This is a genomic window from Vibrio sp. THAF64 (assembly GCF_009363455.1).
GTDB lineage: Bacteria > Pseudomonadota > Gammaproteobacteria > Enterobacterales > Vibrionaceae > Vibrio > Vibrio coralliilyticus.
In genome coordinates, this window is sequence record NZ_CP045355.1 from 1,645,028 (window position 1) to 1,663,983 (window position 18,956).

16 protein-coding genes are annotated in these 18,956 nt (G+C 45.3%); 10 read left to right on the forward strand and 6 right to left on the reverse strand.

The features are described from left to right. Positions 1-1,983 carry a type VI secretion system Vgr family protein gene (locus FIU99_RS07675; RefSeq protein WP_006962095.1) on the reverse strand — a complete coding sequence of 661 codons (1,983 nt, stop codon included), beginning with the start codon at positions 1,981-1,983 and terminating at the stop codon, positions 1-3. Positions 1,984-2,176: 193 nt separating this feature from the next. Continuing rightward, positions 2,177-2,983 (reverse strand): hypothetical protein, encoded by an 807-nt coding sequence (locus FIU99_RS07680; RefSeq protein ID WP_006962096.1) that lies wholly within the window; start codon positions 2,981-2,983, stop codon positions 2,177-2,179. A 273-nt stretch (positions 2,984-3,256) separates the two neighbouring features. Between FIU99_RS07680 and FIU99_RS07685 the strand changes: the two genes are divergently transcribed. From FIU99_RS07685 to FIU99_RS07720, 8 genes are all read left to right on the forward strand, one after another. Beyond that, entirely contained in the window at positions 3,257-3,961 is a 705-nt protein-coding gene (locus tag FIU99_RS07685; RefSeq protein WP_006962098.1) for a GntR family transcriptional regulator, read from the forward strand. Positions 3,962-3,973: 12 nt separating this feature from the next. Then, entirely contained in the window at positions 3,974-4,870 is an 897-nt protein-coding gene (prpB, locus tag FIU99_RS07690; protein WP_006962100.1) for a methylisocitrate lyase, read from the forward strand. A 122-nt stretch (positions 4,871-4,992) separates the two neighbouring features. After that, a complete protein-coding gene (gene prpC, locus FIU99_RS07695) occupies positions 4,993-6,120 on the forward strand; it encodes a 2-methylcitrate synthase (RefSeq protein ID WP_006962101.1) in 1,128 nt (375 codons plus the stop codon). Between the two features lie 80 nt (positions 6,121-6,200). Further along, positions 6,201-8,792, forward strand: a complete 2,592-nt coding sequence (gene acnD, locus FIU99_RS07700; RefSeq protein ID WP_006962102.1) for a Fe/S-dependent 2-methylisocitrate dehydratase AcnD — start codon at positions 6,201-6,203, stop codon at positions 8,790-8,792. Between the two features lie 9 nt (positions 8,793-8,801). Beyond that, a complete protein-coding gene (gene prpF, locus FIU99_RS07705; protein WP_006962103.1) occupies positions 8,802-9,992 on the forward strand; it encodes a 2-methylaconitate cis-trans isomerase PrpF in 1,191 nt (396 codons plus the stop codon). A 57-nt stretch (positions 9,993-10,049) separates the two neighbouring features. Then, on the forward strand, positions 10,050-11,927 hold the full coding sequence (locus FIU99_RS07710; protein ID WP_006962104.1) for a propionyl-CoA synthetase: 1,878 nt from the start codon (positions 10,050-10,052) through the stop codon (positions 11,925-11,927). Between the two features lie 111 nt (positions 11,928-12,038). Beyond that, positions 12,039-12,515 carry a GNAT family N-acetyltransferase gene (locus FIU99_RS07715; RefSeq protein WP_039952365.1) on the forward strand — a complete coding sequence of 159 codons (477 nt, stop codon included), beginning with the start codon at positions 12,039-12,041 and terminating at the stop codon, positions 12,513-12,515. Positions 12,516-12,529: 14 nt separating this feature from the next. Next, entirely contained in the window at positions 12,530-13,957 is a 1,428-nt protein-coding gene (locus tag FIU99_RS07720) for a bifunctional NUDIX hydrolase/phosphatase PAP2 family protein (protein ID WP_006962106.1), read from the forward strand. Between the two features lie 29 nt (positions 13,958-13,986). Here FIU99_RS07720 and FIU99_RS07725 read toward each other — a convergent pair whose 3' ends face one another. Beyond that, a complete protein-coding gene (locus FIU99_RS07725; RefSeq protein ID WP_006962107.1) occupies positions 13,987-14,796 on the reverse strand; it encodes a Cof-type HAD-IIB family hydrolase in 810 nt (269 codons plus the stop codon). A gap of 175 nt (positions 14,797-14,971) precedes the next feature. Here FIU99_RS07725 and queE point away from each other — a divergent pair, with 175 nt between their 5' ends. Both queE and queC read left to right on the forward strand, forming a co-directional pair. After that, positions 14,972-15,622, forward strand: a complete 651-nt coding sequence (gene queE / locus FIU99_RS07730) for a 7-carboxy-7-deazaguanine synthase QueE (protein ID WP_006962108.1) — start codon at positions 14,972-14,974, stop codon at positions 15,620-15,622. 10 nt (positions 15,623-15,632) lie between these two features. Then, positions 15,633-16,328 carry a 7-cyano-7-deazaguanine synthase QueC gene (gene queC / locus FIU99_RS07735; RefSeq protein WP_006962109.1) on the forward strand — a complete coding sequence of 232 codons (696 nt, stop codon included), beginning with the start codon at positions 15,633-15,635 and terminating at the stop codon, positions 16,326-16,328. Positions 16,329-16,393: 65 nt separating this feature from the next. On the opposite strand, the gene FIU99_RS07740 is transcribed toward queC, so the two are convergent. The 3 genes from FIU99_RS07740 to FIU99_RS07750 form a co-directional block, all read right to left on the reverse strand. Beyond that, positions 16,394-16,747: a DUF2750 domain-containing protein gene (locus FIU99_RS07740; RefSeq protein ID WP_006962110.1), complete on the reverse strand. Its 354-nt coding sequence runs from the start codon at positions 16,745-16,747 to the stop codon at positions 16,394-16,396. 105 nt (positions 16,748-16,852) lie between these two features. Further along, positions 16,853-17,464, reverse strand: a complete 612-nt coding sequence (locus FIU99_RS07745; RefSeq protein WP_006962111.1) for an OmpA family protein — start codon at positions 17,462-17,464, stop codon at positions 16,853-16,855. A gap of 1 nt (position 17,465) precedes the next feature. Further along, positions 17,466-18,770 (reverse strand): TolC family outer membrane protein, encoded by a 1,305-nt coding sequence (locus tag FIU99_RS07750; RefSeq protein WP_038511632.1) that lies wholly within the window; start codon positions 18,768-18,770, stop codon positions 17,466-17,468. Positions 18,771-18,956 lie beyond the last annotated feature (186 nt).

Sequence of the window (18,956 nt, forward strand, 5' to 3'; positions counted from 1 at the left end):
TTAGTTTACCTTCACAATGGCGCCTTTCAGTTCGCCTAGTACGCCACCATCGAATGTGCCTTTCAGGCCAGATTTGAATTCAGCACTTAGTGAACCCTCGGCACTTAATGTTGTGCTGGCTTTAATCGCAATACTTAATCCCTTGATGCTGTTTGAACTGGTTGCTTCAAGTGCAGTTGTGGTGCCGGAAACTTTGTTCGCAGATGTCGCTTTGCTGGTGACATTGGTTCCTTCTAGATTGAGCGCACTGCTTGCTTTGATATCGATGTTCGTAGCTTCAATAGAAATAGATGACGAAGATATCGAAATTTTGCTAGAGCCGACTTTGAGGTCGATGGAGTCATCAGCTTCGAGCGTGATGGACTTCGCTGAACCACTCATTGCTTTTGTGACGTTCAGGGTGTAATTGTCTTCTGTCGCAATTGTCATCGCTTTCGTCACCGACTGGCTCAATTCGCCTTTAACGGTTTCAGTATGATTGTTTTCAACCTCCTGAGTAATGTCTTTGGCAGCATGAAGATAAACTAGCTCGTTATCTTTCTTGTCGTCGAAGTAAAGCTCATTTGTCTGACCTGTTAACTTCGTCTTTATACCTGTTTTGGTCGCGTTTGCTTCTTTATAAGGAGGCGCGTTTTTACTGTTGTAAACACTGCCTGTAATGATTGGCTGATCAGGGTCGCCGTCAATAAAGGAAACCAGTACTTCTTGACCTACTCGTGGAATAAACTGCGTCCCATAGCCGCTACCTGCCATCATTTGCGCGACACGCACGTAACAACTGGTTTTGTCTCCGCTGGCTTCAGTGTCCCAATGAAATTGAATACGGACTCTGCCTTGGTCATCTTGGTTGATTTCACCTGCTGTTGAGCCTGCAACTGTAGCACTTTGCAAACCATTGACGACTTGCTTGGAACGTGGCTTAGGGTAAGTCGGTGTGGCTTTCGGGATCAGTTTTACTTCAGTAGCGCATCGAACATCATCCGCGTAGTGTGTGGATGTTTTGACAACCGAGAAATCACCAAGCTGAGATTTGTCTAAATGGCTGGACAAGGAAAACCACGTCGCAATCTCGAACATATCGTGTTCAGCCTGTGCAATAACAGATTGATAATCTTGTTCTATTTGCTCAATGCGTCTTTTAGCCAGATTGCTAGATAAGTCAGTCATATCCCCACTTATACCCAAATCAGGATAGTGGACGGATGCCAGTTTCGTATTGTTTGCAATCGTATTGCTGCTTGTTTTGGCTTTGCTTGTTACTAGTTTAGATTGTGAGTAGTCATACGCGGTTAATTCAACGCTAGCGCCATGGAAAGACATAACAGGTGCCCAAGACTTTATCAGTGGGAGGCTTCCAGAAGGGGTTTCCTGCATATCGAATTTGGCGACGTCGGCTTTGTCGAAGGGGGATTGAGCATCCTGAATGACCATTGTATGGTCGCCGGATTCGTGCTCGAAGTAGTAATGAAGGCCCTCTTCGGCAAGCAACCGAGTAACAAAGTCAAAGTCAGACTCATTGTACTGGAGGCAGTATTCTCTTTTTGTGGAAGGCAAACTAGAGAGCTTGTACTTCCCTTTGAAGCCTGCGTTGTCGAAGATGTCACTGACGATATCTTTAGTTGACTGAGTTTGATAGACGCGAAATGAGTGAGTATGCGTTAGTAGCCAAAACCAAGGCTTGAGAGTAATTCGGTACTGCATAAATTGCAGGTTAGCGTCTAGGCCCATTTGTTCAATACGAGCAATTACGCCATTGAAAGAACGTTGTAGCTTATTGCTGCCGGACTCGTTGGAATAACGATTAATCGTCAGTAACTGACCTAATTGATCTTTAACACTGAAACTAGAAGAAACGAGTATGGCGGTAATCTCAAAAGGAGTAGACAAAGCTTGAGTTACGGTAAATTCACTTACCGTATGCTCTTGATTTTTATAGTCCTTTGCCGAAATTAAGCTAGCCGACGCTGAATACTTATCAGCCATATAATATCCTTGAAATAATGAGTCTGTTACAAAAAAGACCTTAAAAATTATACTGATACGTAAGATATAATTTGTTGGATTTATAAAAAGTAGCAGTAAACTGATCGTAAATAAATCCTACCACTTATTATAAAAGGCTGATTGTGTGTTGAATCGCTGAATGTGTGAGCCTCTCTCAGAATCCAGGATTCTCTTAACGGCTATCAACAACTAACAATTTTGCACTTCTATACGCGAAATCCATGCTTTCTACTTCATTTGGACGATTGATTATCAAATCGACTGAAGGAAGCACGACAAAAAAGACCAATGGTTCTGGGTGAAGGTACGTCCACCGTAGGTTTGAGTCAGACTTCTTATACACTTTCATATTGATAGTAAGAACTAAGCTGTCCTCAGAGAGCTGGCTGTTCTTAAAACGTCCCAATTCATGTACTGCTCCCCAAAGAGAATCGAGTGAGCGCTCGTGAGTACTTTTTAGAAACAACTCTAGCTGTAATTTATCCTCATCGTCATTCAGTGTAGTGCTCAGCCTCTGAGTAAACCGTAGCCCATCCTCGAAGGGTAGGTAATCTAGGTTATTGTCGACAATCTTAGAATCTAGTGGGCATAGTTGCACAGAATCAGCGGGTTGTTTGCTGGCATACAGCTCGCAAGTGAACTGCTTAATGATGGTTTTCAAGCCTTCATGGAATTGCTTATTCTGAATGTCCTTGACTGTCACAGAGGAGCTATTCAGCACTTCAGCAAATATTTTGGCGGCGTTGTTATTAACCTCATCGAGGTCTGCAACGTTGACATATTGATTGGACTTAATAGCGGTTTTGAGAACATTGTTTGATTCGATCACAGTAATGTCTTCGTCAGAATAAACGGTGTCTCTAAGTGCAGGGTAATAGGGTTCTCTCTTAGGTTCTGAGAACATTGAGCACGCTGTTAGGCTCAAACCTAGAGCAACAGCGATTGATGTCTTACCAATTGGAGTCTGCATCCTTGTCATAGATATCCATTGTTACTTCTATACTAACGATACTAATTACATATGAGAGTTAAGTCATTGTTCTTGTGTTGTTCTTGCCGATAGAGCTCACAAACAGAGATGAGAAACGAGTACTGTATTTCGTTAAAAGTCAGATACCCTTACCGAATTAACTTATACCTTAGTCTAAATTGTCGACAATTATCTTGATTGTCGACAATTTGATCGGCTATTTTATAGGCATGGCATAAGAACTGTTGACACATTGGGTTGAGCAGGTAAGCGAGCAAACGTATGAATGATGAACTCACGACTCGTATGAAAAGTAGAGCAACAGAGAAAGAAAACACCAAATCAGAAAGCCTGACCGAAATTCTGATTGAAGCAATTGTAGAAGGTAGTTTAGAACCCGGAAGTAAGATCTCTGAGCCTGAGTTGGCGAAACGATTTGAGGTAAGCCGAGGCCCACTGCGAGAAGCCATTATGCGACTTGAAGGGCTGGGGTTGATTGAGCGCATTCCTCATGTCGGAGCACGAGTGATTACCTTTTCCCCTGAAAAGCTGGTTGAAATCTACGCAGTTAGAGAGGCATTAGAAGGTATGGCTGCGCGCTTGGCAGCACGTTATATCTCTCAGGAAGAGCTGTTGAGTTTGGAGCTATTGCTTGCCAAGCACTCAAAGCACATCGATGAAGTTGCAGGCGCTTCTTACTTTCATCAGGAAGGCGACTTTGATTTTCACTATCGCATTATTCAGGCGAGCCGCAATAGTAAGTTGATCGCGCTCTTATGTGATGAGCTGTATCACTTGCTGCGTATGTATCGATACCAATCGCCGCGGGCTCAATCCAGACCAAAAGAAGCGCTGAACGAACACAAATTTATCCTTCAGGCGATTCGTAATCGTGATGAGGAATTGGCCGAAATGTTGATGAGAAGGCATATCTCAGGCAGCAGACGGTTAATAGAGCAACAAATTTTACTTGCTGAAAATGACTAGAAGGAAACTGTCATGAGTTTATCTCCAGGGGCGAAATTCAGAGCCGCCGTAGAGCAAAATGATCCTTTGCAGATTGTCGGTACGATTAACCCATACTGCGCCATGATGGCGAAAAACATAGGCCACCAAGCGATCTATTTATCAGGTGGCGGCATTGCCAACGCATCTTACGGTCTCCCTGATTTGGGAATTACGACCCTCAATGACGTCTTGGTCGATGTTGACCGCATTACTAACGCATGTGATCTGCCTTTATTGGTGGATATCGACACTGGTTTTGGTGGCGCATTCAATATTGGTCGCACGATTAAAGCGATGGAAAAAGCCGGTGCTGCCGCTGTTCATATGGAAGATCAAGTCGCTCAGAAACGTTGTGGCCACAGACCAAACAAAGCCATTGTCAGTCAACAGGAAATGGTTGATCGAGTTAAAGCCGCGGTAGATGCGCGTAATGACGAGAGTTTCGTCATCATGGCTCGGACTGATGCGCTTGCAGTTGAAGGAATGGATAGCGCCATTGAGCGAGCGATTGCTTGTGTCGAAGCTGGCGCGGACATGATCTTCCCAGAGGCGATGAACAAATTAGAGCAGTATTCACAGTTCTCTGAAGCGCTAAAGCAAGCGACCGGAAAACACGTGCCTATATTGGCGAACATTACCGAATTTGGCCAAACGCCATTGTACGGTGGTGAAGAGTTAGCCAACTCAAATGTAGATATAGTGCTGTATCCATTGAGTGCTTTCAGAGCGATGAATAAAGCCGCAGAGATGGTGTACGCCCACCTGTTGAAAGAGGGAAATCAAGAAGCACTGCTTGATTCGATGCAGACGCGTAAAGAGCTCTATGCGCACCTCAAGTACCACGATTACGAAGACAAATTAGATCAGCTGTTTTCAGAAGGAAAATAGCCAACAGAAACAAACGGAAGCCTAAGAAAAGTATCGGAAAACTTTTAATTCAATAACGTGAAACTTGTCCGAACAGAAAATGCTCCATTCAGAGGGCAGAGCGGACAGAAAAGGAGTTCAACATGCCTACTAAAGAGATAGGTGGTGCAGGCCTACGAGGTCAAAGCGCCGGAAGCACTGCATTATGCACCGTCGGTAAAACAGGTACAGGTCTGACGTATCGAGGTTACGATATCACTGATCTAGCTAATAACGCGCAGTTTGAAGAAGTAGCCCATCTACTGTTACGTGGTCACTTACCGACGCAGCAGGAGCTGGATGCATACAAAACGCGTCTGATTGGCTTACGCGGTTTACCTGCTGAGCTAAAGCAAGCTTTGGAACTGGTTCCAGCAAGCGCTCACCCTATGGATGTGATGCGAACAGGTTGCTCGGTTCTTGGCAACCTTGAACAGGAAATGGATTTTTCTGAGCAACAAGGTGCGACGGAACGAATGTTGGCGCTATTCCCAGCAATCATTTGTTACTGGTACCGCTTCAGTCATGATGGCGTTCGAATTGATACCGAAGATCAGTCTCAAGATTGTATTGGTGGCTATTTTCTTAAAATGCTCACGGACAAAGACCCGAGTGAACTGCATAAGCAGGTCATGCATTGCTCGCTGATTCTCTATGCTGAGCATGAGTTTAACGCTTCAACGTTTGCGGCTCGTGTGTGTGCCTCGACGTTGTCGGATATCCATTCTTGTATTACGGCTGCCATTGGTACTTTGCGTGGTCCACTCCATGGTGGGGCAAACGAAGCTGCGATGGAAATGATCGAAAACTGGCAGACGCCTGATGAGGCAGAAACCAACATCATGCAGATGCTAGCCAATAAAGACAAAATTATGGGCTTTGGCCATGCTATCTATCGTGAAAGTGACCCTCGAAATGCATTAATCAAACGTTGGTCGAAAGAGCTCTCAGATAAAGTGGGCGATACACACCTTTATGCAGTCTCTGAGCGAGTCGAATCGGTGATGAAACGTGAAAAGGGGCTGTTCTGTAATGCAGATTTCTTCCACGCTTCGGCGTACCACTTCATGGACATTCCAACCAAGTTGTTTACACCTATCTTCGTCATGAGCCGTCTGACTGGCTGGGCTGCGCACGTTTATGAGCAACGTGCCAACAACCGTATTATTCGCCCAAGTGCGGATTACACAGGTCCTGAGCATCAGGATTGGGTTCCTATCGAAAAGAGGTAACACCCAGTTACCCAAGAGCCTCCTTGCCAGCTTGTAGGGAGGCTCGGATACCCGAATATTATCTGAATGGAAGCAATGATATGAGTAGTACAGTGAATTCAAAATATCGTAAGTCGCTTCCGGGATCTCATCTTGATTTTTTCGATGCCCGAGAAGCAGTCAATGATATTACGCCAGGAGCTTATGAGACTCTCCCTTACACGTCGCGAGTTCTTGCTGAACAATTAGTGCGACGATGTGATCCTGAGTCTCTAACAGCCTCTCTTAAACAACTGATTGATCGCAAACGCGATTTAGACTTTCCGTGGTACCCAGCACGCGTGGTTTGTCACGATATTTTGGGGCAAACCGCTTTAGTTGATTTAGCCGGTTTACGTGATGCAATTGCAGACCAAGGAGGTGACCCGGCTAAAGTGAACCCTGTAGTGGAAACACAGCTGATCGTTGACCACTCTCTGGCGGTGGAGCATGCGGGATTTGAATCCGATGCGTTTGAGAAAAACCGCGCGATCGAAGAGCGTCGTAATGAAGACCGTTTTCACTTTATCGAGTGGTGTAAAACGGCGTTCGAAAACGTCAGCGTTATTCCTGCAGGTAACGGCATTATGCATCAGATTAATCTGGAAAAAATGTCACCTGTAGTGCAAGCGAAGCAAGGTATTGCTTACCCAGACACCTGTGTCGGAACTGACAGTCACACCCCACATGTGGACGCATTAGGTGTTATTGCCATTGGTGTTGGTGGGCTTGAAGCTGAAACGGTAATGTTAGGCCGACCATCAATGATGCGCCTACCAGATATTGTGGGTGTCAAGCTCACTGGTAAACGCCAGCCCGGTATTACGGCAACGGATATCGTTTTGGCAATCACTGAGTTCTTACGCAATGAGCGTGTTGTCTCATCGTACCTTGAGTTCTTCGGTGAAGGTGCCAGTGACCTAACGATTGGTGATCGTGCAACCATTTCCAATATGACGCCTGAATACGGTGCGACAGCAGGCATGTTCTACATTGATGAACAAACGCTTACCTACCTTAAATTGACGGGTCGAGACGACCAACAAGTTGAACTGGTTGAGAACTACGCCAAGCAAACAGGCCTTTGGGCAGATGATTTAGATACGGCGCAATACGAACGAGTGCTTGAGTTTGATTTGTCTGCAGTGACACGCAATATGGCCGGCCCTTCGAATCCACATCGCCGCTTACCAACGTCAGAGCTAGCTTCACAAGGTATTGCAGGCCAGTGGCAAGAGAGTGAAGGTCAATTGCCAGATGGTGCGGTAATTATTGCAGCGATCACCTCTTGTACGAACACCAGTAACCCAAGAAACGTTGTCGCCGCAGGCTTGGTTGCCAAGAAAGCCAATCAATTGAGCCTTGTACGCAAGCCATGGGTGAAGTCGTCTTTCGCTCCGGGTTCAAAAGTCGCGAAGTTGTATCTTGAAGAAGCAGGTTTGCTTGAAGAGATGGAAAAACTAGGCTTTGGTATCGTCGCGTATGCGTGTACGACATGTAACGGGATGAGTGGTGCGTTAGACCCTGAGATTCAACAAGAAATCATCGACCGAGATTTGTATTCGACTGCGGTACTTTCTGGTAATCGCAACTTCGACGGGCGTATCCATCCTTATGCGAAACAAGCATTTTTGGCGTCACCGCCTTTGGTTGTAGCTTATGCGTTGGCAGGAACGATTCGCTTCGATATCGAGCGAGATGCGTTGGGTACAGACGCTGACGGCAAGCCTATCTACCTCAATGACCTCTGGCCAACTGACGAAGAAATTGACGCGGTAGTGGGCAAATACGTTAGACCTGAGCAGTTTAATCAAGTTTATATTCAAATGTTTAAACTTGATGATGAACAAAGCAACAGTAATCCTTTATACGATTGGCGGCCGCAAAGTACATACATTCGCAGACCTCCTTATTGGGAAGGCGCTTTGGCGGGTGAAAGAACGCTGTCTTCAATGAGGCCTCTAGCAATACTCGGTGACAACATTACAACCGACCATTTGTCTCCCTCTAACGCCATTCTTGCATCCAGCGCAGCAGGGGAGTATCTAGCGAAGATGGGAGTTCCTGAAGAGGACTTTAACTCCTACGCGACTCACCGTGGAGACCACCTTACCGCGCAGCGTGCGACCTTTGCGAATCCTAAGTTGTTTAACGAAATGGTTAGAGACGAAGGTGAAGTTGTACAGGGTTCTCTGGCTCGTATTGAGCCTGAAGGAAAAGTCACGCGTATGTGGGAAGCTATCGAAACCTACATGAACCGAAAACAACCCCTCATTGTTGTTGCAGGAGCCGATTATGGTCAGGGTTCATCTCGTGATTGGGCGGCAAAAGGCGTTCGCTTAGCAGGCGTTGAAGCTATTGTTGCCGAAGGTTTTGAGCGTATCCACAGAACCAATCTTGTGGGGATGGGCGTGCTTCCTTTGCAATTTAAAGAAGGAGTTAATCGTCAGTCGCTGATGCTTGATGGCACAGAACTTTATGACGTGATTGGTGAGATTAAACCGGGGACTGACCTTGCCTTAGTTGTGACGCGTCAGAACGGCGAAAAGCTGGACGTGCCAGTCACGTGTCGACTTGATACCGCCGACGAAGTCTCTGTTTACAACGCGGGTGGTGTATTGCAACGTTTCGCCCAAGACTTTCTGGCTCAGTAAGGAGTGATTATGAGTGAAATTAGACCGAGCCAGATAAAAGTCGCCGCGACCTATATGCGAGGCGGTACGAGTAAAGGTGTGTTCTTTAATCTATCTGATTTACCCGAGATGGCGCAAAAACCGGGAAAGGCCCGCGATGCGTTGCTGCTAAGAGTCATTGGTAGCCCAGATCCCTATGCCAAGCAAATCGACGGTATGGGAGGGGCAACTTCGAGTACAAGCAAAACCGTCATTGTTTCACCAAGCAGTCAGCCAGAGCACGATGTGGATTACCTATTTGGACAAGTTTCTATTGATAAGCCTTTTGTTGATTGGAGCGGAAATTGTGGAAACCTATCGGCGGCGGTTGGCCCGTTTGCGATTCATGCCGGGCTAATCCCTGCAGAGCGTATACCGGAAAATGGTGTGGTTGCTGTGAAAGTGTGGCAGGCCAATATCGGAAAAACGATTGTCATCCACGTACCTATCCGCAATGGACTTGTTCAAGAAACTGGAGACTTTGAGCTAGACGGGGTGACTTTTCCTGCGGCTGAAATTCAAGTGGACTTCATGCACCCTGCTGCGGGTGATGGAAGTATGTTCCCAACGGGAAATTTAGTCGATGATCTTGAAGTACCTGAGGTTGGTACATTTAACGCTACTTTGATTAATGCTGGTATCCCAACAATTTTTATTGATGCCGATGCCCTTGGTTACTCTGGTACTGAGCTTCAACAAGATATCAATAGTGATGAGTTGGCATTAGCACGATTTGAAAAAATACGAGCTTACGGCGCACTAAAAATGGGGCTTATCGATAAGGTCGAAGAAGCTGAATCTCGCCAACATACCCCTAAGGTGGCTTTTGTCAGCAAAGCGAAGAGTTATCAAGCCTCAAGTGGAAAACAGGTTGATGAAAATGACGTAGATCTGCTGGTGAGAGCTTTATCTATGGGCCAGTTACATCACGCAATGATGGGAACAGCCGCAGTTGCCATTGCTTCAGCTTCTTGTGTGCCGGGGACACTAGTCAATTTGGCCGCTGGAGGTGGTGAGAAGCATTCAGTGACTTTTGGGCATCCGTCCGGAATGCTAAAAGTAGGCGCTAGGGCCACTCATTCAAACCAAGGCTGGGTAGTAGAAAAAGCCGCAATGAGCCGAAGCGCTCGTATTTTGATGGAGGGCTTTGTGCGTGTTCCCTCCAATGTCTTTGAAGAATAAATCTCGTCGGTAACAAACCCGATGTAAGTAATGTCAGGACATACTGGAGGAAGCATTATGTCTGCATATCAGAAAGAATACCTTTGGGCACAGGAAAACCCACAGCAATTTTGGAAAGCGCAAGCCGAGCGATTGGACTGGTTTGAGCAACCTAAGACCATTTTGCAAAAGGATGAAAACGGTATTGAACGTTGGTTCCCTGATGGTGTGCTTAACACTTGTTGGCTTGCACTCGATTACCACTGTGAACAAGGAAGAGGGGAGACAACAGCTTTGATCTATGACTCTCCTGTCACCGGTAGCAAGCAAAAGTACACATACAAAGAGCTCAGAGACCAGGTCGCTAAGATCGCAGGGATGTTAGCAGAGCAAGGGGTGGAGAAAGGCGATCGAGTTGTTATCTACATGCCAATGATTCCAGAAGCCGCAATGGCGATGTTGGCATGTGCACGATTAGGGGCCATTCATTCTGTGGTATTTGGGGGCTTTGCCCCAAACGAGCTTGCGGTACGGATAGAAGATGCTGAGCCAAAAGTTATCATGACAGCGTCTTGTGGTATCGAGATCAATAAAGTCATCCCTTATAAACCTATGGTTGATAAAGCAGTGATGGATAGCCGTTGGAAACCAGAAAAGGTTTTGGTATTACAACGCCTACAGTGTGAGGCTGAATTAAGTCAGGCGCGAGACGTGGATTGGATGCAAGCGTATAACAATGCTTTACCTCACGCGTGCGTACCGGTTCTGGCCACTGACCCTCTCTATATTCTTTACACCTCAGGAACAACCGGAAAACCGAAAGGAGTCGTGCGTGACAACGGAGGTCACGCTGTCGCGATGAAGTACTCAATGAGTGCTATTTATGATGTTCCTCAGGATGGTGTTTATTGGGCTGCTTCTGATGTGGGCTGGGTAGTCGGGCATTCTTATATCGTCTATGCGCCGCTTATTCATGGCTGCACAACGATTTTGTTTGAAGGCAAGCCTGTTAGAACGCCAAACCCAGGCGCCTTTTGGCGCGTGTGTGAAGAGTACAAGGTCGATGTATTGTTCTCCGCGCCAACTGCTTTCCGTGCCATCAAGAAAGAAGACCCAGAAGGTGAGTACCTCAAGCAATATGACCTGTCGAATCTAAAAACCATCTTTATGGCGGGGGAACGTTTAGACCCTCCAACCTTGGAGTGGGTAGAAAGTAAAACCGACAAACCGGTTGTAGACCATTGGTGGCAAACGGAAACTGGCTGGGCAATTGCGGGTAACCCTACAGGGATTGAGTTGATGCCTGTTAAAGCAGGCTCAGCGACTAAACCCATTCCCGGTTATGAGGTTGAAATATTGGATGAGTTGGGTGAGCCAGTGGCACCGAATAAGCAAGGTTTTGTTGCGTTGAAACGCCCATTACCACCCAGCTGTTTACCTACCGTGTGGCGCAACCACGACCGATTCGAATCGGGATATCTGAGCCAGTTCCCAGGCTACTATGTGTCAGGTGATGGTGGTTACCTAGACGAAGACGGCTACCTGTTTATTATGGGCCGTATCGATGATGTGATTAATGTCGCCGGACATCGATTGTCGACCGGCGAAATGGAAGAAATTGTTGGTGGCCATCCGGCTATCGCGGAATGTGCGGTTGTTGGTGTGCATGATGACTTAAAAGGTCAGCTACCATTAGGGTTTGTGGTACTAAAAGACGGCGTCAAAGTTGATGACTTGCAGCTTGAAGGTGAGCTTGTGGGTAAGGTACGCGATGAAATAGGCGCAGTTGCCTGCTTTAAGCACGCGCTGGTCGTTGAGCGTCTACCGAAAACGCGTTCAGGTAAAATCCTTCGCAAGACCATTCGACAAATAGCTGATGGTGAAAAGTATACTGTTCCTTCAACCATCGATGATCCGACGAGTCTGGAAGAAATTCAGAAAGCCCTCGAATCATAGTTGAGACGGCGTTCCATAATCACTAATTAGCCCCTTTTTTAAGGGGCTTTTTTGTTGATAAATTTTTATGTTCGACTCACACTGTGGTTTATTTGCGACATCAAAATAAATATGCACAGATTAGAAATTAGAGTCGCTCAAGCGCAGGACTTAGAATCGCTCAATGACATGATGTTCAGGCTGCACGATGAACATCATCAGCAATGCTCTGAGCACTTTAAAACGGCTGAAGATATAGAGCAGGAAAAGAGCATCGCCCGATACTTAGATGACCCAGAATGTATTGTACTAATTGCTTTTGAAGAACAACGGATTGTTGGTTTTGTATCTGGCCATTTTTGCGAACTGATTTCCAGTGTGAGTAAGCCTGTGCAAATGGGAAGTATTGATGAACTTTATGTCCTTCCAGAGTGTCGTAAGTCGGGCATTGCAAAACAATTATGCAAGTCGATTGAACAGCGTTTTGATGACTATGGCGTAAAGCAGATATTTGTTGAAGTGTGGAATTTCAACAGCAATGCGCTGGATTTTTATAAAGAACTGGGTTTCGAACATCACATCCATTGGCTCCGCAAACCAGTGGGTTAAACAAGAAGTAATAAATGACCATTTTTAAGCAGTTGGATCGAGTGTTTCTATTTTTTACACTCACATTTTTCTCATCTTTGCTTTTCGCTGAGCAAAAGCAGCCAGAAATAGAAGGCGCCGCCTGTGTTATCAGAGCGGATGATAAGCTGGTGCTTGTTAATGAAATTTTGACTGGCAAGTCATGGTTGCCTGCAGGCAATGTGAAACGAGGTGAAAAGCCAGAATCAGCCGCACAGCGCGAAACTTGGGAAGAAACTGGGCTGGTAGTCTCAATCAATAAAGTTCTGGGTCAGAGAAACAACACGATTTATTACGATTGTATCTCTGATTCTGAAATTGTGGCGTTTCACATTGATGATTCATTTGATGCACACCAGTTACCAATATGGTTTGCACCGCATTATGGCGTTGAAATTGCATCGGCAATGTTAATTTCGCCAGAGATGATCAATGCTCAGGAATATCGATTCCCAGAACAACTCAAACGGATTGCAGGGTATTTTGAGCAAGCAACTCCTCAACCTGTTCGATATGTGGATAACTTGGTTGAATCTGCGCCTACATTTAATCAAATGGAGTTGGCTTGGTTAAATGAGTTCCGTTTGTTGCTAGATAAGCTACCAACTCATGCCGAAGCCATTATTGAAGAGCTGTTTAAGTTAAGCCTTCAACTTAATCATCCCATTATTCTGTTGGTTCTCTTCCCTTATCTTTATTGGCGGTTTGGGCGAGATTTTAGCTATAAAGTGTTTTTCGCCGTAACAATTACGTCATTGATTGTTTTGCTTGCGAAACAAGGATTTCAACTCCCCCCACCACAGGTCTATCTTGCGAACAAGGCTTTGCCACAATTCTCAGGTTACAGCTTACCGAGTTTACCATTTGCATTATGGATGTGCGTGATCACCTTACTAATCAATAAAATGAGGGAAAATGGGGTAGACTATCTTGCAGGTACCAGCGTGGGATTGATGACTTGGCTAGCTATTTCTAGTTTTTACACTGGGACGCACTTTATCGTCGATATGCTAAGTGGTTTGTTGATTGGTGGTCTGTGTGCCTGGCATCTGATCCGTTTGGATAACAAACGTGATGTAGAGCTAATGACATTGATACAGTCGAAAGCACTTTGGTTTGTGTTGATTGCTGCTGGCTTGGTGATGGTCTCTGTGTGGCCAATTCCGGTATTTGGTATTTGGTTAGGGATAATCGGCACGGCGTTAGGCGTGATTTACACAGCTGACGAAAATGAAAAGAGAATTACAGCAGAACTGATTATTCCAATTACCATCTCTATGGTCGCGATATATTGGTTGTTTGAGTACAGTGAAGTGTTTGTTTCTAGAAGTAGCGTTTTGTCATTCGGATTAGACGCCGTTCGTTACCCAGTGCTTATGATTCTGTTCGTAGTCAGCGTTAGGAAATTTGCAAAAGCTGCCTAATGGCAGCTTTTATTGCTAACGCATAAGTATCATTGATTCAGTACATACTGCTCGATGACCAATGCAACGCCGTCATCATTATTGCTGGTGGTAATGTAATCAGCAATCGCTTTGGTTTGTTCCATCGCATTTTCCATTGCGACTCCAAGCCCCGCATAGCGAATCATATGGTGATCGTTTTCCGCGTCTCCCATACAAATAACTTCGTCAGTGTGGATACCAAGGTAGTCTGCAATCGCTTTGACCCCCACGCCCTTATTACTCTCAAGGTTGAGAAATTCTAGAAAGAACGGGGCGCTTTGTACAATGGTGAATTCCTGATGAAGTACATCTGGAATAGCTTTCGCTGCTTGCGTCAGTTTTGATGGTTCACCGACGATCATGGCTTTGATGATAGGGTGGTCGTCCTCCAATGAATCGAACGCCATTTCCGTAATCGGCACTTGGTTAATGTCCGATTCCAAGGTAGTAAACTCGTTATTCTCGGGCGTAATTAAGCCGTGCTCAGTACTGAATGCATGACAGTACAATCCTAGCTCTTTAGCGAGTTTCGCCACTTGTTTCGCACGTCGACCATCAATGTAGGCTTGATGAATGACTTTTCCAGAGCCAATTTCTTTCACTGTACTTCCGTTGTAGAACACCACAAATTCATTGTGTCCGTCTATGCCTAGTTCTGTCAGTTTCTCTTGCATACCTGCGAGAGGGCGGCCTGAAGCAAGAACGATTTTGACTCCCTGAGCTCGCGCTTTTTCTATGGCGGTTTTTGTTCTTTCTGAAATGGACTTGTCGCTGGTTAGCAAAGTGCCATCCATATCCAAAGCAATCAGCTTGTACATATACTTACCTAAAAGTTTTAAAGTTATCACTAAAGAAAGAAGCAGATTAAATGAGTGAATCGGAATGATCAATTTCTGATTTAGTTGACCTTCGCAGTACAGTCATTTATGGTCTCGTTCCTGCTAAATATTGATGATGAGTTAGGCTGAGACAAAGTTGTACAAATTAAACGAAATGTTCGAAACCATTCAGGGTGAAGGCGTCTTTACTGGCGTTCCTTCGGTGTTTGTTCGTCTGCAGATATGTCCGGTAGGGTGTGCTTGGTGCGATACGAAACAAACCTGGGATGCGACACCTCAAGACGAACGCCCGTTAGCGGAAGTGCTCGCGAAAACGGAAGACTCACCAACATGGTGTAGTGTGTCTGGAGGTGACATTATCGAGCAGTATCGTCAACAAGGTTATCAGGCTAAGCATATTGTTATTACTGGCGGCGAACCATGCATCTATGACTTGCGTCCGCTGACAGAAGCATTCGAAGCGATAGGATGTCGTTGCCAAATTGAAACCAGTGGTACATCACCAATTCTTGCGAGTGAAAATACCTGGGTGACAGTGTCACCAAAAGTAGCAATGAAAGGTAAACTGCCCGTTCTGGACTGTGCTTTACTCCGAGCAAATGAGATTAAACATCCAGTGGCGACCGATAAAGACATTGAGCAGCTCGATGCTTTGATTGAGCGCGCTGGCGTGCCTGAAAGCACGACTATTGCCTTACAGCCGATCAGTCAGAAACCACGCGCCACTCAGCTATGTATTGATACTTGTATTGCGCGTAACTGGAGACTCTCTATCCAGACACACAAGTATCTAAGTATTGCGTAAGGGAAACGAAATGAAAAAAGCAGTTGTAGTATTTAGTGGTGGTCAAGATTCCACGACATGTCTCGTTCAGGCACTTAAGAATTATGATGAAGTGCATGCAATCACTTTCGATTATGGTCAGCGCCATAAACTGGAAATTGAAGTGGCTCAAGACCTCGCAAAAGAGCTAGGCGTTAAAGCACATAAAGTGATGGATGTTGGCTTGCTGAACGAACTCGCCATTAGCTCATTGACTCGTGATGACATTCCGGTTTCACATGAGCTGCAGGAAAATGGCTTACCTAACTCTTTCGTCCCTGGCCGTAACATTCTTTTTCTTACCCTAGCGGGCATTTACGCGTATCAAATTGGTGCTCAGGCTGTGATTACTGGCGTGTGTGAGACGGACTTCTCAGGCTATCCTGATTGCCGTAATGACTTTGTGAAAGCGATGAACAGTGCCTTAGTTCAAGGTATGGACCGTAATCTAGACATTGTTACGCCGCTGATGTGGCTAAACAAGGCGGAAACTTGGGCTTTGGCTGACCAATACGATGCACTGCAATTGGTGAGAGAAAAAACACTGACGTGTTATAACGGCATTATTGGTGATGGCTGTGGTGATTGCCCAGCATGCGACTTAAGAAAAGCGGGCTTGAATGATTACATCGACAATCGAGAAGCGGTTATGGCATCGTTAGTCAGTAAGCAAAGTAGTGAAGCGTAAAGTTTCTCTAAGATAGCTAATACAAAAACGCCCTCAAATGAGGGCGTTTTTCTAATCAGGAGTTATTAATCCAGATACATTTTGGCAAGCTCAGATGGCTCAAGCTCTTTGCCTTCTAGCTGCGCATTCCAGTTTGTACCAACTAGAACGCCATCTTCTGCTAGTGTTAGTAGCCAGTCTTCAACGAAGATATCTAGTGGAATCTCCAAAACTTCAAAATCTGACCACTCTTCCACGTTGTGTGCTTGTGCGTCTTCTTTAGAAGACCAGAATGGCATGACTTCGCTGTTTTCAAATTCCGTTGAGTCACAAGACAGCCAACCTTCTTCATTGCGAAGACCCCAAATCAAGCTATTTGCTTTGGTTTCAGATACGAATAGCTCTAGGTTAGCCTGAATATCAGCAGTTAATTTGCTCATAGGATTTATCTCATAAGTAGAATCGCGGATAGGGTACCACTGTTGCTATGAAAGCTAAATAAAAATGGGCACATTGAGTGCCCATTTAAATGGAGAGAAGGTCGCTTACTTCGCTTTTTTAGTGAAGATGGTCCACTCTTTCTTGATGCTGCCTTTGTGGCCTACGACGGTTGCCACGACTTTGCGGTTTTTCGCATGTGTGATTTCATCATCGCCTGTATCAGCGAGATTCGTATCACCAAAACCCACAATTCGGATCCTAGTGTGGCTGACTCCGTTATTAATCAGAGCACTTTCGACTTCTTCAGCACGACGTTGTGACAAAGCCATGTTATGGCCATGATTACCGACCTTACTGGCGTAGCCTTGTAGCTCAATCGATGTTGAAGGGTAGATTTTAAGAAAATCGGCCATCTCGCGAATTTGAGTCAGGAATACAGGCTGGATGTCGCTGGAGTCATTCTCGAATAAAATGTGAAGATCCATTTCTTCTTCCGACTTAACGTATGTCCCACATCCATCGTTATCAATGTCGGCACCTAGTGGGGTATCTGGGCACAAATCGCGTGCGTTGATAACACCGTCTTTGTCATCATCAAGTAAGTCAGCTATCTGATTCGGTACAGGCGTTTGTCGATAGTCATACACGTCTTCAGCGTGAGTTGCAGAAGATAATAGGCAGGCGACAGCAGTGAGGGTGAAAAATGCTTTCTTCATATTAGTACTCAACCGCCTTATTCCAATCTTCTGGGGTGTCAACGCGCAACGCTGCCAGCAAACCACCTGTCGCATTCATGACTCGATATTTTGCGTATTGTTCAGCGTATTTAGCATCTAGGTAATCTTTACGCGCTTCGAACAACTCGTTCTCAGTGTTTAATAGATCAAGTAAAGTTCGTTTTCCAAGCTTGTATTGCTTTTCATAGGCGATAACCGTTTCAGATGCCGAGTCTACGTGGTCTGCTAAAAATTCCTTCTGTTGCAAAGTGAGATCCAATGCGCTCCATGATAGGCGTAGGCCTTCTTCGAGACTACGGAATGTGCGATCACGAAAATCTTTCGCTTTATTTAGCTGATAAGCCGCACTTTCAGTTCGATCAGAATCAGAGCCACCGTTGTACAAGTTGTAGCGCATACGCAGCATGGCCGAAGACTCATTGCTGCTACCACGTATACCACCTGCATCATCGCGCCAAATCTGGTTGGCTTCGATAGATAGTGTTGGGTAGTTTACGCCTTTAGTTTGATCATACTGGAATCGGGCCGAGTCGACATCCGCTTGAGCGACTTTGATCACTGGGTGATTTTTAAAAGCAAAGTCCAGCGCTTCATCTACAGAAAACGGGACTGCATTTTCATCTGCTCGTGGGAAAATCAAAGCTTGTGGCGATTGACCGACGATTCGTTTGAACTGCGTGTGAACATCATAAAGATTGTTCTGTGCTGCGAGTAGATTACTGTGCGCCTTGGCAAGACGTGCTTCAACTTGCGATAAATCAGCAGTCGAACCGATACCCGAGTCCACTCGCTTCTTGATGTCGTTATAAATTTCTTTATGCACAGCCAAGTTGCTCTCCGACAGTGCTAACACTTCGTAGGCTTTGGTTGCGTTGAGGTAAATGTCAGTAACTTCAAGTGCAATATCTTGCGAGTCCGCAAGTAATTGAAGCCTAACTGACTCGGCATCGGCTGCCGTTCTATCCATATCATTGAGAGTAGCAGAGCCATCCCAAATTAACTGAGTTAGGCTCAGCGTCGCTTCTTTTCTGGTTAGCTCGTCTTCTGTCCCAGAAGCTAAATCAACCTGCTCATAACCAATACCAGCATCAAGGTCTATGGAAGGCAAGTAGGCACCTGATGATGCTTTTGCATCATAAAGCTTACTCATATATTCGTTGTATGAAGCTTTAATATCAGGGTTGTTTGTTATTGTATAAGCTACTGCTTGTTCTAGTGTTTGGCTCTGTGCTGGAAAAGAGAGCATGGTAGCAATGCTCAACAACTTAATCCTATTCCAATTCACGATGGGGCTCCTTGGGTACTCCTGAACGAGAGATATTACTCAAATATTAGGTCTCACTTTTGAGAATTATCAATCTGCGACGTCAATAAAATAACACTATCTGCATATGAAGACTAACATCATTTAAGAAACTGGGATGATAGTTCGTTAATAAAATGTTGTTTGGCTAGTATGAATACTCAAATT

Bases quoted from the DNA above. Each gene is read 5' to 3' on its own strand.
- prpB (WP_006962100.1), top strand. From the start codon at position 3,974: ATGAGTTTATCTCCAGGGGCGAAATTCAGAGCCGCCGTAGAGCAAAAT.
- FIU99_RS07680 (WP_006962096.1), bottom strand. From the start codon at position 2,983: ATGACAAGGATGCAGACTCCAATTGGTAAGACATCAATCGCTGTTGCT.
- FIU99_RS07725 (WP_006962107.1), bottom strand. From the start codon at position 14,796: ATGTACAAGCTGATTGCTTTGGATATGGATGGCACTTTGCTAACCAGC.
- FIU99_RS07745 (WP_006962111.1), bottom strand. From the start codon at position 17,464: ATGAAGAAAGCATTTTTCACCCTCACTGCTGTCGCCTGCCTATTATCT.
- FIU99_RS07740 (WP_006962110.1), bottom strand. From the start codon at position 16,747: ATGAGCAAATTAACTGCTGATATTCAGGCTAACCTAGAGCTATTCGTA.
- FIU99_RS07710 (WP_006962104.1), top strand. From the start codon at position 10,050: ATGTCTGCATATCAGAAAGAATACCTTTGGGCACAGGAAAACCCACAG.
- queE (WP_006962108.1), top strand. From the start codon at position 14,972: ATGTTCGAAACCATTCAGGGTGAAGGCGTCTTTACTGGCGTTCCTTCG.
- FIU99_RS07720 (WP_006962106.1), top strand. From the start codon at position 12,530: ATGACCATTTTTAAGCAGTTGGATCGAGTGTTTCTATTTTTTACACTC.
- FIU99_RS07685 (WP_006962098.1), top strand. From the start codon at position 3,257: ATGAATGATGAACTCACGACTCGTATGAAAAGTAGAGCAACAGAGAAA.
- FIU99_RS07675 (WP_006962095.1), bottom strand. From the start codon at position 1,983: ATGGCTGATAAGTATTCAGCGTCGGCTAGCTTAATTTCGGCAAAGGAC.
- prpF (WP_006962103.1), top strand. From the start codon at position 8,802: ATGAGTGAAATTAGACCGAGCCAGATAAAAGTCGCCGCGACCTATATG.
- queC (WP_006962109.1), top strand. From the start codon at position 15,633: ATGAAAAAAGCAGTTGTAGTATTTAGTGGTGGTCAAGATTCCACGACA.
- acnD (WP_006962102.1), top strand. From the start codon at position 6,201: ATGAGTAGTACAGTGAATTCAAAATATCGTAAGTCGCTTCCGGGATCT.
- prpC (WP_006962101.1), top strand. From the start codon at position 4,993: ATGCCTACTAAAGAGATAGGTGGTGCAGGCCTACGAGGTCAAAGCGCC.
- FIU99_RS07715 (WP_039952365.1), top strand. From the start codon at position 12,039: ATGCACAGATTAGAAATTAGAGTCGCTCAAGCGCAGGACTTAGAATCG.